Source organism: Mesorhizobium sp. B2-8-5 (assembly GCF_006440675.2).
In the GTDB taxonomy this organism is placed as follows: Bacteria; Pseudomonadota; Alphaproteobacteria; order Rhizobiales; family Rhizobiaceae; genus Mesorhizobium.
The window spans coordinates 2,776,728-2,790,973 of the sequence record NZ_CP083951.1 but is presented as its reverse complement, the minus strand read 5'-3'; the positions used below and the strand labels follow the sequence as shown (position 1 = coordinate 2,790,973).

The 14,246-nt window shown below is 61.5% G+C and carries 14 protein-coding genes; 6 read left to right on the top strand and 8 right to left on the bottom strand.

Features of this window, described 5'->3' with window-relative positions; all coding sequences use genetic code 11:
* Position 1: 1 nt before the first annotated feature.
* From FJ430_RS13605 to FJ430_RS13575, 7 genes are read right to left on the bottom strand one after another with little or no spacing between them, the layout of a single operon-like run.
* Complete coding sequence (locus tag FJ430_RS13605) at positions 2–1,528, bottom strand: acyl-CoA synthetase (RefSeq protein ID WP_140710446.1); 1,527 nt, start codon at positions 1,526–1,528, stop codon at positions 2–4.
* Entirely contained in the window at positions 1,525–2,301 is a 777-nt protein-coding gene (locus FJ430_RS13600) for an SDR family NAD(P)-dependent oxidoreductase (RefSeq protein WP_140710444.1), read from the bottom strand. Before FJ430_RS13600 ends, FJ430_RS13605 begins: the two co-directional genes overlap by 4 nt.
* 46 nt (positions 2,302–2,347) lie before the next feature.
* Positions 2,348–3,115 carry an SDR family NAD(P)-dependent oxidoreductase gene (locus FJ430_RS13595; RefSeq protein ID WP_181175575.1) on the bottom strand — a complete coding sequence of 256 codons (768 nt, stop codon included), beginning with the start codon at positions 3,113–3,115 and terminating at the stop codon, positions 2,348–2,350.
* A gap of 11 nt (positions 3,116–3,126) precedes the next feature.
* Positions 3,127–3,459: an EthD domain-containing protein gene (locus tag FJ430_RS13590; protein ID WP_140640479.1), complete on the bottom strand. Its 333-nt coding sequence runs from the start codon at positions 3,457–3,459 to the stop codon at positions 3,127–3,129.
* Positions 3,456–3,935, bottom strand: a complete 480-nt coding sequence (locus FJ430_RS13585; protein WP_181175574.1) for a VOC family protein — start codon at positions 3,933–3,935, stop codon at positions 3,456–3,458. Before FJ430_RS13585 ends, FJ430_RS13590 begins: the two co-directional genes overlap by 4 nt.
* A gap of 7 nt (positions 3,936–3,942) precedes the next feature.
* The gene (locus FJ430_RS13580; RefSeq protein WP_181175573.1) at positions 3,943–4,812 is read right to left on the bottom strand and encodes an amidohydrolase family protein; all 870 of its coding nucleotides are present in this window, start codon (positions 4,810–4,812) and stop codon (positions 3,943–3,945) included.
* Positions 4,805–5,887, bottom strand: coding sequence for a tartrate dehydrogenase (locus FJ430_RS13575; RefSeq protein WP_319023009.1), 1,083 nt, complete (start codon positions 5,885–5,887; stop codon positions 4,805–4,807). Before FJ430_RS13575 ends, FJ430_RS13580 begins: the two co-directional genes overlap by 8 nt.
* Positions 5,888–6,286: 399 nt before the next feature.
* Here FJ430_RS13575 and FJ430_RS13570 point away from each other — a divergent pair, with 399 nt between their 5' ends.
* The 6 genes from FJ430_RS13570 to FJ430_RS13545 all read left to right on the top strand — a co-directional run bounded on the left by FJ430_RS13570 (position 6,287) and on the right by FJ430_RS13545 (position 12,895).
* A complete protein-coding gene (locus tag FJ430_RS13570; protein WP_140652723.1) occupies positions 6,287–7,036 on the top strand; it encodes an SDR family NAD(P)-dependent oxidoreductase in 750 nt (249 codons plus the stop codon).
* Positions 7,037–7,049: 13 nt separating this feature from the next.
* On the top strand, positions 7,050–7,928 hold the full coding sequence (locus FJ430_RS13565; protein WP_181167040.1) for an SMP-30/gluconolactonase/LRE family protein: 879 nt from the start codon (positions 7,050–7,052) through the stop codon (positions 7,926–7,928).
* A 13-nt stretch (positions 7,929–7,941) separates the two neighbouring features.
* Positions 7,942–9,081 (top strand): mandelate racemase/muconate lactonizing enzyme family protein, encoded by a 1,140-nt coding sequence (locus FJ430_RS13560; RefSeq protein WP_140640489.1) that lies wholly within the window; start codon positions 7,942–7,944, stop codon positions 9,079–9,081.
* A 191-nt stretch (positions 9,082–9,272) separates the two neighbouring features.
* Entirely contained in the window at positions 9,273–10,250 is a 978-nt protein-coding gene (locus FJ430_RS13555) for a sugar ABC transporter substrate-binding protein (RefSeq protein ID WP_181175572.1), read from the top strand.
* Positions 10,251–10,349: 99 nt separating this feature from the next.
* Positions 10,350–11,402 carry an ABC transporter permease gene (locus FJ430_RS13550; RefSeq protein WP_140640493.1) on the top strand — a complete coding sequence of 351 codons (1,053 nt, stop codon included), beginning with the start codon at positions 10,350–10,352 and terminating at the stop codon, positions 11,400–11,402.
* Positions 11,399–12,895 carry an ATP-binding cassette domain-containing protein gene (locus tag FJ430_RS13545; protein WP_140710434.1) on the top strand — a complete coding sequence of 499 codons (1,497 nt, stop codon included), beginning with the start codon at positions 11,399–11,401 and terminating at the stop codon, positions 12,893–12,895. The genes FJ430_RS13550 and FJ430_RS13545 overlap by 4 nt, the downstream gene beginning before the upstream one ends.
* Before the next feature lie 96 nt (positions 12,896–12,991).
* Here FJ430_RS13545 and FJ430_RS13540 read toward each other — a convergent pair whose 3' ends face one another.
* A complete protein-coding gene (locus FJ430_RS13540; protein ID WP_226892182.1) occupies positions 12,992–14,062 on the bottom strand; it encodes a mandelate racemase/muconate lactonizing enzyme family protein in 1,071 nt (356 codons plus the stop codon).
* Positions 14,063–14,246: the final 184 nt, after the last annotated feature.

The following is a 14,246-nucleotide window of genomic DNA, read 5'->3' as shown; positions in this document are numbered from 1 at the left end:
ATCAACCGCCAGCCACCACCAATGAAAGCTGGCGCCTCAAGAGCTTCCCATTGGCATTGCGAGGCAAGCTCGGGACGAAGAACACCTGCTTCGGCCGTTTATAGGCGGCAAGGCGCCGCTCGGCGATCGCCATGATGTCATCGGCTGTGGTTCTGCTGTCTCGGTCACGCACGACAAAGACGGCAATCACGGTAACGTCGCTCCGCACATGATGCTCAGCCGCCGCAATCTCGGCAACCCCCGCGCATCCGGTCAGCGCGGCCTCGACCTCCAGCGGCGACACGCGATAGCCCCCTGCATTCATGATGTCGTCGGCACGCCCGCGATGCCAGAGATAGCCGTCGCCATCGAACGCAGCGAGATCGCCGCCGACAAACCAATCACCGCGAAACACAGCCTGCTGCTCTTCGGGCCGCTGCCAATAGCCGAGCATCAGACCGGGATCGCTGCGGTGAATGGCAAGCAAACCCGTCTCGCCGGCAGCAAGGGGCTCCACGCCGCCGTCCAGCGGCAACACCGCGATCGGCCGTCCGGCTTGCGGCTTGCCGGGACTGCCCGGCCTGACAGGCATGCCCGGATGATTGGACACGAAGGTCGAGCATTCGCTCATCCCGAAAGCCTCATACAGTTGCTTGCCTGTGGCGGCGTGCCAGCCGTGGAGGATCGCCGGGCTGAGCGCTTCGCCGGCGGCAAGCGCGTGGCGAAGCATCGGCAGACATCCTGGCTGCAAGCTGCAATATTTCAGCATCTGGCGATACAGCGAAGGCACCGCCGCAAACAGCGTTGCACCCACGGCATCGATAAGCTTCGGCCAGACCGCGATGTCGTTTGGCCCGTTGTAGAGCACCGCGGTGGCGCCGCATGCCCAAGGGTCGAGGAGTCCGACACCGAGCGTATAGCTCCAGTTGAAGGCGCCGGCATGCAGCACGACATCAGATGCCGAAAGGCCTTGCCAGTCGATGTGCATTGGTTTTCGTCCGAGAACCGTGCGGTGCGCGTGGACGACGCCTTTGGGCCGACTGGACGTTCCCGACGTATAGATCATGTAGGCCGGTGCTTCGGCGTCGGTATCGGCAAAGCCAGCCGGCTCCGCTGTATTTTTCAGTCGTATCAAGGCCGCGTCATCCAGAACCTTGCATGCGGAAGGAGCGGTTACGGAGGCCAGCGACGATGTCTCGACTATCGCCGCAGCGCCGGAATCTCCGACAAGGAACGCCGTTTCGCTGCCGGTGAGTTGCGCCGAGATGGGAACCGGCACCAGGCCGGCCGCCATCGCGCCAAGAAACAGCAGGGCATAGTCGCTCGTGTTCGGCAACCGCAGCACGATACGATCGCGGGGCGAAAGACCTTCCGCCAGAAGACCTGCCGCCACCCGGCGCACGGCAAGATCGAGCGCCGCATAGGTCCAACGCTCGGCATCCTGCGGCCTGTCGGCGTCGCTCACGACAAGAAGCGCGGTCTTGCCCGGACTCGTCGCAGCCGCGCGGCCGATGCAATATTCCGCAAGATTTAGCTTTGCCGGCATCATGAGGCTGGCGTTTGCAGCCAGGTCGGCGCCTCGGGAATACCTTGTACGATCCAGCCACCGTCAACCACGACCGTTTGGCCCGTCATGTAGGACGACTCGTCGCCAGCAAGAAATCGGACGGCCTCGGCGATCTCCTCGGTCCGCGCCAACCGCTTCATCGGTACACGGGCCACCATCCAGTCTTCCTGCAAGGAGCCATCTTTCAAACCCTGCTCTATGAACTTGGTGCGCGTGAAGCCGGGGGCCACCGCATTGACCCTTATGCCCGCGGTCGCGACTTCAAGCGACAGCGCGCGCGTCAGTCCGAGAATGCCTGCCTTGGCGGCGCAGTAAGGCCCCCGCCCCGGCAGGCCGACGAAAGCGGCGGTGGATGCGATGCTGACGATCGCCCCGCCGGCGCCGCGCTCGACCATGCGCGGTACGACTTCCGAGGCGCACAGGAAGAGGCCGTGCAAGTGGGTGGCGATCACCGAAGAGAAGTCGGCGAACGATATCTTGCCGACCAGGCCGACACGCTGGATGCCGGCGTTGCTGACGAGGATGTCGACTTGACCCGCTTTGTCGTCGACGGCCTTGAACGCAGCGCTCACACTGGCCGGATCGGTCACATCCGTCTCGACGTAAGTGACGCCCCTGCGCGGCTCGTCTGGAAGCATTTTGTCCAGCGCAAAGACTTTTGCGCCGTCGGCAATCAGTCGGCCCGCGATGGCATCGCCGATGCCGCGCCCCGCGCCCGTGACGACCGCGACTTTTCCCGAAAGCGATCCTGACACGGTTCATCCTCCTCTGATCTGGACCTGGCCTTCTTGCGGTCGCCGGTCAGTACATCAGCCAGCCGCCGCTGACGTTGATGGTAGCGCCGGTAATGTAGCCGGCATGGTCTGAGGCCAGGAACAGCACCGTGCCTGCCAGATCCGACGGCGCGGCCATGTAGCCGAGCGGTATCTGGGCGACTTGCGCGTCGAGCGCCGCCTGATCCATTCCGGAGCGCATCATGGCCGTGTCGGCCGCGCCCGGGGATACCGCATTTACGGTTATCTTGTCCTTGGCGAGCGACCGCGCCAGTCCGCGCGTCATCGACACGACGCCGCCTTTGGTGGCGGCATACGCCACGGAGCCGCCGAAACCGCCACTCTGCCAGCCTTGCGAGGTGAAATTGATAATGCGGCCGCCCCTTCCCTGGTCCTTCATGACCCGCGCCACCGCCTGATTCAGGAAGAAGGATGCTTTCAGGTTGACGTCATGCTGGAGGTCCCAGTCCGCCTCGCTCACGTCGAAAACGCTGGGCCGGCGGATCAGGACCGCAGCCGTGCAGACCAGGACGTCGATGCCGCCGAACACGGTCACGACCTTTTCTATCAGCGTCTTGTAATGTTCGATCGGCTTCAGGTCACATGCGATCGGAAGATGCGGACCGGCTTCCATTTCGGCAGCGACCGCATCGACCTTGCCCTGATCGAGATCGACGACCGCGACACGTGATCCGGCGGCAGCGAAGGCCAGGCAGACCTCGCGGCCTATGCCGCCGCTGCCGCCGGTGACAACGACGCTTTTGCCTTCAAGCCCGGAACCGATGTTGAAAGCCATGGAGCCGTCCTTCAGCCAATTGCCGGTGGTTGCACCGCCGTCTGCTCGGTGACGAAACATGCCTGTATTTCGCGGGTGAATTTCTTCCGATCTTCGACGAGGAGGCTCTTGAATGGTTCGGTGGCGAAGGCTTTCAGCGCGTCCTCGACGCTGTCGAACCAAATCTCGCCGACGCCGTCCCAGGCATCCTCCGCCGGCGTCCAGCTTTGCACGCGGCCGAAGCGAAGCCCGCGCAGGCCCGGCATCTGGCGCACGATATCGGCATGCGGCCCTGTCCAGTGAGCGAAGAAATCTTCCTGGCTCATGCCTTCCTTGCGGCGCAGGAAACTGATGCGCTTGATCATGCGGATCGATCCTTCCTCGGTGCCTGGAAAAGTTCCAGCGTAATGCCGTCGTGAATGCGCAGATAAGCCGCCTCAGCGCCGATGTTGGGGCCGCCGTCGATCGCCACCGGACCATCCGGCGAGATCGGCTTCGCGCCGCAATCGACAGCGCGCTGCCAGGTGGAGCGCGCATCGGTGACTTTCAGGCAAAGATGCACGTTGCCGGGGTTGGCGGTCGCGTCCGCATTCGCCGTCCGGCCGGCAACCTGATAATCGAGCAATTCGATCACACCACCGCCAGGCAGGTCGATGAACGCCGCGTTGATGGCGACGTTCGGATAACCGACGACGCGGCTGAGATAAGGCCTGTCGAGCACGGTGGTCCAGCGCGCGGGCTTGCCCAGAAATGCCTCCCAGAAGCGGAGCGCGGTTTCAAGGCTGGCCACCGTCATGCCGATGTGGTGCACCGCTTCTATTGTATGGGCGGTTTCGCTCATCGTGCCATCAAATCCTGAACAGCCGCTCTGCATTACCGGAAAACATCGCTGCTTGCTCGATTTTCGGAAAGCCGGAAATGATCTCGGCATAGGCGTTTATGACATCCGGATATGAGCTGAACATGCGGTCGACCGGCCAGTTCGTGCCAAAGACCACCCTGTCCGCGCCGAACGCCTCGATGCTGCCCAGCACGTAAGGGCGGATGGTTTCGACCGTCCACTGCGGATCGCCCATGCCCAGCCCTGAGATCTTCATGGTGACATTGGATGACTTCGCCATCACGTTCATTGCGCCGCGCCAACGCCGGAAGCTCGCCTGATCGCGGCCCATCGGAATCGCGCAATGGTCGATACAGATCTGCGTGTCCGGAAAGGCCCGGGCGAGGTCCAGAATGTCGTCGGCCAGTTCGACCCGCGTGTCGATGCAGGAAACCAGATTGCGGGAGCCAAGCTCGGCGAAGCCGCGCCGCCAGGCGGCATCGACAAGGTAGCGCCCGTCGCCAAAATTGCGAATGCCGCGCACATTCGGATACTTCAGATGCTGGTCGAGCACGCTCGCCGCGTCGGGTCGGGCGAAATGGCATTCCGCGATGATGCCGTGCGGATAGCCCGTCTGGTCGGCAAAAGCCTGCAGCCAGGCAGTTTCGACCACCGGATCGGGCGTATTGACCGCGGCTTGAACGTGCACGGCCTTGGGCACGTTGGAAAAGCGGATTTCGGCGATGTAGTCCTTGACGAGATAATGCTGCGATTTCAGTGGATCGGTGTCAGCCAGAAAGCCATGAACCGCGTCGGGTTCCAGCCAGCCATAGCGAAGCTGCCGGTGTTTCATGTCGTGCAGATGGAAATGCGTATCGACGAAGGGCAGTTCAGCCATGGCGACGCGTCTCCGCGGGGTGAGCTGAAACGGCATCGGCTATGGCCTGGCCGAGCGCGCTGGTCGAGGCCGTGCCACCCATGTCGCGCGTCAGGTTCTCGCCTGACAGAAGCACCCGCTCGATCGCCGAGACGATGGCAGCAGCGGCTTCGGTCGCCCCTAGGTGGTCCAGCATCATCGCGCCCGACCAGATCTGGCCAATCGGATTGGCGATGTTCCTGCCGGCGATGTCAGGCGCTGAACCGTGCACGGGCTCGAACATGGATGGAAACCTGCGCTCCGGATTGAGGTTGCCGGAAGGTGCAATGCCGATCGTTCCGGTCACCGCCGGGCCGAGATCCGACAGGATATCGCCGAACAGATTGCTTGCCACCACCACGTCGAAGCGCGACGGGCGTCCGACGAAATGCGCGGCCAGAATGTCGATGTGAAACTGCTCGGTCGCGACCGCGGGGTAATCCTTGGCGACAGCACGGAATCTCTCGTCCCAAAATGGCATTGTGTGAATGATGCCGTTGGATTTGGTTGCGGAGGTCAGCCTGCGTTTGCGCTTCATGGCGAGCTCGAAGGCAAAGCGCATCACGCGATCGCAGCCGAAGCGGGTCAGCACCGTGTTTTGGATGACCATCTCCTGATCCATGCCGGGAAACATCCGGCCGCCGATCTCGGAGTATTCGCCCTCATTGTTTTCCCGCACGATGTAGAAGTCGATCACGCCGGGCGTTGCCAGCGGCGACGGCACGCCGCCGAACAGCCGCACGGGCCGCAGATTGACATACTGCTGGAAGTTGCGTCGGATCGGCATCAGCAACGTCCACAGCGATTCCACGTCGGACACGGTTGGCCAACCGATGGCGCCGAGGAAGATCGCATCATGCCCGGCGATCTTGTCGAGGCCGGCTTCCGGCATCATCCGCCCGAAGCGGGCGTGATGGTCGCAACCCCAGTCGAACGCCTCGAAACGCAAATCCAGCCCGAAAACACGCGCCGCTGCTTCAAGGACCTTACGTCCCTCGGGTACGACTTCCTTGCCGATGCCGTCTCCTTCGATGACCGCGATTCTGGCCGATGACATGATCCTCAATTCTCCACGGCGATCGGGCCTCTTTGGGAAAATATCGTTTCAATTCATAGTCACCACTTAGCCTCTTTGCAAGCGTCCCCTGCAGCACGATTTGGAAGAAAAGGGGGCGCGCCGCTCTCGACCGGCATGCGTGTCAAAGTCTCAGAATATTGGCCAAGCCGCGACTGAATACTGCATTTTGCGGCTATTTTCGTCGGCTCAAGGCGAAATCGCCGAAAGGGATATGCTCAAGCGAACGTGATCCGTCGAGCCCGCGTTTGAGAGCCGGACAGAAATTGCTTGCATGTCTTGATAACGTTTCAATATAGTTCGAGGGATATCGCACGGCACCTTCTTCCTGACGTGGTTTGAAGCTGCCGCGGGTTGGCCGCTGGGAGGTAGGACGTCTGAATGGGTTCGCCAGCGCGAAATCGTCGCGGCGTCGTGACCGGAGCCGGCAGCGGCATCGGCAAGGCTGCCGCATTGCGGCTTATGCGACAAGGCATTGACGTCATTGCTGTCGATATCGACGAAGAAAAGCTCGCCGATGTCAAATCCGCCGGATGCAAAACATTGACGATCGACCTGTCTGATGCCGATGCCCGCGCCCGTCTTGCCGAGGCTGCCGATGGTTTCGACTACATGGTGAACTCGCACGGCATTATTTTGATCAAGTCGATCTTCGACGTTAGCCTTGAAGACTGGCGGCGGATTCAGACCGTCAACGCCGAGTCGATTTTTTTCCTCTGCCAGCAGATCGGCCCGCGCCTTAAACCGGGCGGCGCGATCGTCAACCTGTCTTCGAGTTCCGCGAAACTGGCTGCAACCGTCGAGGTCGCCGCCTATGCGGCTTCCAAGACGACTATTACCTCCATTACCCGCTCCTTTGCCTATGCGCTGGCATCGCGACCTGTAAGGGTCAATGCAATCTGCCCGGGCATTGTCGACACGCCGATGCAAGATCACGTGCTGGCAGGCGTGTCGAAGCTGCGCCAAGCCGAGATCGCGGAACTGGAGAGCGCTCGCACCCGCGCCGTGCCGCTGGGCCGCGCGGCGACGGCTGACGAGTGCGCAGGCCTCATTTGGTTCCTGTTGTCGGATGCGGCGTCATACATGACCGGCCAGGCGGTGAATTTCACCGGCGGAATGGTCACCTGGTGAAGGGAGGAGAATCGTGAAGAAACCGCAGGTCATCCGGGCCAAGGGGCTCGGGCATCCCGAAGGTCCCTACGAACTTGACGACGGGCGCGTCATCTACGCCAACACCTACGCCAGCGAGATCGGAGTCTGGGACCCGAAGACCGGCAAGCAAGGGCAATATGCCTTTGTCGGCGGCGGCCCGAACGCCTGCATGCTGGGCAGCGACGGCGCAGTCTATTCGACGCAGACCCCGAATGTCGGTTCGTGGGTCGCGCCGGTGCACAGACCGCCGTCCATCCAGAAGACCTTGCCCAACGGGAAAGTCGAAATTCTCGTGACGGAAGCCGACGGCAAGAAGTTCGACGGCCCGAACGACCTGAGCTTCGGTCCGGACGGCAGGCTTTACTTCACCGATTCAGGCGATTGGAACCAGGCCGACAAGCCGCATCCGGGCCGGATCGTGGTCATCGAAAAGAACGGCGTCGCCAGGATCCTCGAGGAGCTCGATCACGTCTATCCGAACGGCATCGTTGTCGAGAAGGACGGTTCGATCGTCTGGGTCGAATCTTACACGTTGAACGTCATTCGCCGCAAACCCGACGGCAGCAAGTCGCTGTTGTGCAAAATGCCGGAGGGACACATTCCTGATGGGTTGAAGATCGATGAGAAAGGCGATTTCTGGATCACCGCCGTCGCGGCCGGTGGCGTCGACCATTTCTCCAGGGACGGCAGGCACGTCGAGTTCCTGGAAACCGGCGGCACCATCCTCAATTGTTGCTTTGGCAAGGGCGGCAAGCTGTTCTGCTGCGACATGGGGCCGTTCGATACGAGCGGCGCCGCGATGACCGGAAACCTCATAGAAGTAAGCCTCGGCGTCGAAGGCATGCCGCTGTTCCGCGGCGCGATCGGATAAGGACCGGCCCACCATGAAGATCGCCAGGATCGAAGCCATTCCGGTCAGCTACCCGGAACCCAACGACTTCAACGCGCTGCGGCATTTGTGCCTCGCGAAGATTACCGCCGATGACGGTCAGGTCGGCTGGGGTGAATCGATTACCCAATTCCCCGAAGCGAATTTCGCCGCCAAGGCGATCATCGAAGGCATGGCGCCCAACCTGATCGGCAAGGATCCGGTGCAGACCGAGGCGTTGTGGCGGCAGAACAAGCAGCAGGCCTGGTGGTACGGCTATCATGGCGGCATCGCCTCCTACGCCACGGCCGCGATCGACATCGCATTGTGGGATCTGAAGGGCAAGGCGCTGGGCCGCAGCGTCCTCGACCTGCTGGGGGGCTGCGTCCACGAGCGGCTGCCGGCGATCGCCTCTTGCCATGCGCATTACGAATCCATCGAAGAGATGGCCGAAGAGACGGCCGAATGGGTATCGACTGGACTGCAGGGGCTGAAGACGGGCTTCGGCAAGCGCGGCAACGCCAATCTCGGCTATGACCACAAGCGCGACGTGGCATACGTCAAGGCGATGCGCGAGGTGCTTGGCGACAAGATGCTGATGATCGACAACGGCATCAACATCAAATGGGATGTCACCGATGCGGTGCGCCGCGCCAAGGCGATGGAGGAATACAATCTCGCCTGGATCGAGGAACCGCTCGGCGCCTGGGATCCCGAGGGCTATGCCAACCTTCGCTCCAAGACGACAACCCGTATCGCTTATGGCGAACGCGAATGGACGCTGGAACAGTTCGAGCGGGTCATCGCGACCGGAACGGTGGATGTGATCGGCGTCGATCCCGGCCGGGCCGAAGGCATCACCGGCTTCAAGAAGGTGACCGAGCGCTGCGAGTTCTACCGCCGCCAGGCCAATGCCCATGCCTGGTCATCGGCCATCGTGACGGCGGCCAGCCTCGCCATTTCGTTCAACTCGCCATCGTGCAAGCTGTTCGAGTTCAAACCGCTGCGCAATCCGATGCAGCACGATCTCGTCACCAAACCCTTTGAACACGTCGATGGCTGGGTCTATCCGCCGACGGGTCCCGGGCTCGGCATCGAAGTCATTGAAGACGTTGTGGAGGGCTACCGCAGCGAGAAGGTCTTGGGGTTGGTATAGCGACGCGAAAGCAGCCTCGTCGCCAAGAGATCAAGAACAGGGAGGAAGAAGTGGGTATTTCATATCGTCATATGTTGCTTGCAGCGGCAAGCTGCGCCACTCTGGCAGTCGCAGCGACCGCGTTCGCACAGAACGCCAGCGAAAGCCAGATCCCGTCAACAGGCGAAAAGGTCGAAGGAGCCCCGTTCGAAGTGAAGCGGGATTGGGGCACTTTCAAGCTCGCCGACCGCATCGCCGAGAAGATCAAGAAAGGCGAGTCGATCAATTACGTCTTCTCCTACCAGGCCTCGGGCATTCCGTTGTTCTCGCCGCAGTACAAAGCGGGCTTCGACATGGGCTGCAAGATGGGCAAGGACATCTATCCGATGGAGTGTTCGGCGATCGCGCCGGTGCAAAATGACCCGAACCAGCAGGTCAGCCAGATCGAGGCCAAGCTTGCAACTGGCGAGATCGACTGCATCGGCATCGAGCCCGTCAGTTCGGACGCGATGACGGCCATCACCAACAAGCTGATGGATCAGGGCATTCCGGTCTTTACAGCCGGCGTTACGTCGCGCGGGCATGAGTTCACCAACTTCACTCAGATTCCGGACAAGGAAGGCCATACCGCAGCCGAAACCGTGCTGAAGTGGATCAAGGACAACAACAAGTCCGACATCAAGGTCTTCGCGGTTTCCGGCGGCGACCCGACGCAATTCTGGGCGCAGGGCCGCATGAAAGGTTTTGAGGACGGCATCAAAGCCGCGATCCCCGACGCCAAATTCGTGACGTCGGCATCCAATGGTCTCAACACCAGCTATGAGCCGGGCAAGACATTCGATGTCTTCCGCTCGTTTCTGACAGCCAATCCGGACGTTCAGTTCATTGAGAACGTCGACATCGGCGCCGAACATGCCGACCGAGCGATCGAGAGCCTTGGCCTGACAGGAAAGGTCTTCACGATTGGCTGGAATTCGTCCAAAGGGCAGCTCGACGCGATCGAGAAAGGCATCCAGGTCGCCCAACTCGACCAGCGCTGGCCCGATCAGGCCGCTTTCGGGGCGCCGGCCTGCGCGCAATTCCTGAAGAATGGCGTCATCCTGCCCAACACGCAGACGCTCAAGGCGGTGATGAAGGACGGCGTCGAGCAGGCGCGCAAGGAACTCGACACCACGATGTCGCAAAAATAGCGACCGCACCGACAGGACGGGTCTGCGTCTTGCGGCCCGTCCGATTCTGGCTCACGGTCATTTCGCAGCCGCTGCGGCAACAAAATCTTTGAGGTACGGATGCATTCAGGCGAAACCACGCAGCCAGCCGAGCGGCGCCAAGGGTTTTCCGCTGCGGGAAAGGCGACCATCGATGCGGCGTTGCGTATTGGCGGCCTGTTTGCCGCCGTTATCGTGGTCGCGCTCGTCTTCGTCTTTATCAATCCGAACTTCGCCAATCCCAATCTCGCCGTCTCGGTGCTGAGAGCCATGAGTTCCGTCGCCATCATGGCGATGGGACTGACCCTTGTCATCGTCGTCGGCGAAATCGACCTGTCGTTCGGCGCGATGTATGGGCTGGCGGCAAACACGCTGGCGGTCGTGTGGATCCTGTGGGGTGTTTCGGTCTACCTGGCAATCCCGATCGCAATCGGCGTCGGCATCCTGGTCGGACTGTTCAACGGGTTCATGGTGACGGGTTTGAAAATCCCGTCCTTCATCGTCACATTGGGCAGCTACAACCTGCTCTACGGGCTGTCGCTCTGGATCAGCAACACCGGCACATTCAACCCGAATTATCCGCCGCCGGGAGGCAATGTCGACCAGGGCGAACTGAACTTCTTCATCGGGCTCACCCAAAACGTCGGCAAATACAGCCTGTCGGTGGAAATCTTCTGGATGCTCGGCATCGCAATTGTCGTTGGCTTCCTTTTGCACCGCTCGCTGTTCGGCTTCCGGCTGATGGCGATCGGCGGCAATCCCGAGGCGGGTAAACTCGCCCGCCTGCCGGTCAGGCGCTACAAGATCCTCGCCTTCATTCTGTGCTCGATCCTTGCGGCTATCGCGGGCGTCCTCGACTTCTCCTTCATCCAGACCAGCCAGCCCGATATCGGCCTGTCGCAGACATTTCCGGTTTTCGCGGCCGTCATCATCGGCGGGGCGAGCCTCAGCGGCGGCAAGGGCACGATCATCGGCACCCTGGGCGGCGCGTTGTTGCTGGCGGAGCTTCAGATCGGGCTCGCCCTGCTCTCTCCCGGTCCGCATGTGCAACAGATATTCCTCGGCGCGGTGACGATCGGCGCGGTCGCGCTCGACCTTTTCCTGACCAAGTTGCGCAAGAGCCGCGCAGCATGAACGCAGAAGGCATCAGCATCCGCGGGATTACCAAGCGCTACGGCAGCACGATCGCGCTCGACGGCATCGACCTCGATATCTTGCCCGGCGAGGTGCTTGGCATCGCCGGGCCGAACGGCGCGGGAAAGAGCACGTTGGTGCGCATCATCGCCGGCGAGGAGAAGCCTGATGCAGGCAAGCTGACCTTCGATGGCCGGCCATGGTCCCCTTCGGTTGACTGGCATGCCGTCGCCGTCGTGCACCAGGAACCGCAGCTCTTTCCCAACCTGACCGTGGCGGAGAACGTCATGGTTGGCCGCGAGGGCACCAATTCCGCGCGTCCGCGCCTCGGTTCGGCCGACGCCAAGGTGATGGATGCGCTCGGCATCGGTCGGCTGAAGGACCGACAGCTGGCCGATTGTTCCCTGGCCACCCAGCAACGCACCGAGATCGCCCGCGCGGTAGCGCGCGATTCACGTGTTTTCCTTTTCGACGAGCCGAATTCCGCCTTGACGGCAGACGAGTCGGACCAGCTTTTTGGAGAGATGCGCGCGCTAGCCGGCACCGGAAGGATCGTGCTTCTCGTCACGCACCGTCTGGGCGATCTCGTCGAGCATTGCACCCGGGTGGCGATCGTGCGTGACGGCAAGGTTAGGGCGATACTTTCTGGCGACGCGCTTACGGAAGACGCGATCGCGCGGCAGTTGGTGACGGACGCAGCCATTGTCGACGCCGTTGCCGCCCGCCGTCCGAGCGGCTCCCCGACGGTCGAAACGCTTTTTTCGGTCCGCGACTGGACCCATCCCAAGGCATTCCGAGCCATATCGATGCAAGGCAGGGCCGGCGAGATCATCGCGCTGATGGGCGTCGAAGGATCCGGCTCGCGCGAACTGATCCGCTCGTTTGCAGGGCTGGAGCGATGCACGGGGACGATGCAGATCGAGGGCGAGGCATCAGCCTCGGCCTTGCGGCATCGCACCGCCTATGTGCCGGCGACGCGTCAGCTTAGCCTGTACAGCAATTTTTCCGTCGGCGAGAACTTGCTCGTGCGGCTGGGCTATCCGGAAATCGCCGGGTTCGGCCTCACGCTGAAGAAGCGCAAGATGCGCGACATGGCGAGGGACGCAGTGCGTCGTTTCCTGGTCAAGACCCGCACGACGACGCAAGGCATCCGTTCCCTGTCCGGCGGCAACCAGCAGAAAGTCGCGATCGCCCAGGCGCTGCACTGTGCCCCGAAACTGTTGCTTCTGGAAGAGCCGACCCGCGGCGTCGATATTCACAGCAAGGCCGAGATCTACAGGCTGCTGCGCGACTATGCCGATGCAGGCAATACGGTCATCATCTTCTGCACGGAAGTATTGGAAGTCTATGAAGCAGCCGACCTTGTCTATGTCGTCGCCGCGGGCATGCTGACAGAGCCGCTGAGGGTGGGCAATTATGAGCACGTCGAGATGCTCGCCACCGACATCACGCAGCTTGAACAGAAGCGGCGCAAGGAAAAAGCAGCGACCTGACGGCTGTCACGTACGGGTCGTATGCTATGGCCTTGAGTTACCAGCAAGATCGGTGACGTCGACTGCATTTCAGTCATCGACAGGAGCTGAACGGGCTCAGAGTCTATATTTGCCGATCGTCTTCTGGTCGAGGACAAGCCCGAAACCGGCGCCCTGCGGCACTTTGTAGACGCCATTGTCGAATTTCGACCGGTTCGCCACAAGTGCATAGAACATTGGATCGCGATCGGGATGAAACGTTTCCAAATACGTCCCGTTGGATATCGAGGCCAGAAGGTGCGCGGAAATCTGCGGCTCCTCGTGATGCCCCATCTCCACCGCGAAGCATGACGCCAAGGCCGCGACCCGGCGCCATTCGGTCGGCCCGCCACCCCAGCTCGCATCGAAATTGCAGACGTCGATCGCCCCGGCCATCATCAGGTCTCGGCAACCGGCGCGGCTGATCTCGCTTTGCCCGGCCGCAATCGCAATACCGGTCTGGCTACGCGCCGCAGCGAGGTCGAGCCGGTCGTTGTACCAGCGGACCGGTTCCTCGAACCAGCGGATGTTGAGGTCGGACACGTAACGCGAAAACGCAACCGCGTCGCGCAGGCTCCAGCCTTGGTTTGCGTCCACAAGAAGCGCGAAATCGTCGCCCGCGGCTTGGCGCGCCGTGCGCACGCGCTCGGCGTCTTCCTTCGGCGTCCGTCCGCCCACCTTGAACTTGCAGCCGCCGTATCCGTCGGCGCGTATCTGCTCCATCTCGCGGCCGAAATCCGCCAGAGTCTTGTTTTCCTCATAGTATCCGGCAATGCAAATGACCGGCAACGCATCGCGATAGCCGCCCCACAGCTTGTAGAGAGGGGTGTCGAGCGCCTTGCCGACAGCGTCCCACAACGCACTGTCGACGCAGGCCTGCGCGCACATGGCGAGTTTGCGGTCGCGCAGGATATTGTAGCTCGGCTTGCGCATCGCCTCCCAGCATCCTTCGATATTGAAGGCATCCTTGCCGACCAACAGCGGCTGGATCTCATCCAGGATGATCTTGACAACTTCCGCCTGGGTTTCGAACTCATCGCCGTTGTAGACCTCGCCGATGATTCCCTCGGAGGTGTAGACGCGTGTGATGATTGTGCAGCGGTGCGTCATGAAATAGTTGCTGCCCCTGAAGGTACGTGGCAGCGGCATGCAGAGCGGAATGCATTCTATGCGTTCTATTTTGAGGGAGCTTGACATTGAAACGCTCGTTTTTCGAAACGTTTCCAAAAATAAGGGCTTGGCTTTCGGAGGTCAAGCGCAAAGCACGAGCTTCCCGCTTGTCGTCAAAGTCACCGTCGCGCTACTATGCAGTTCTATAACAAGACTGGGCAGT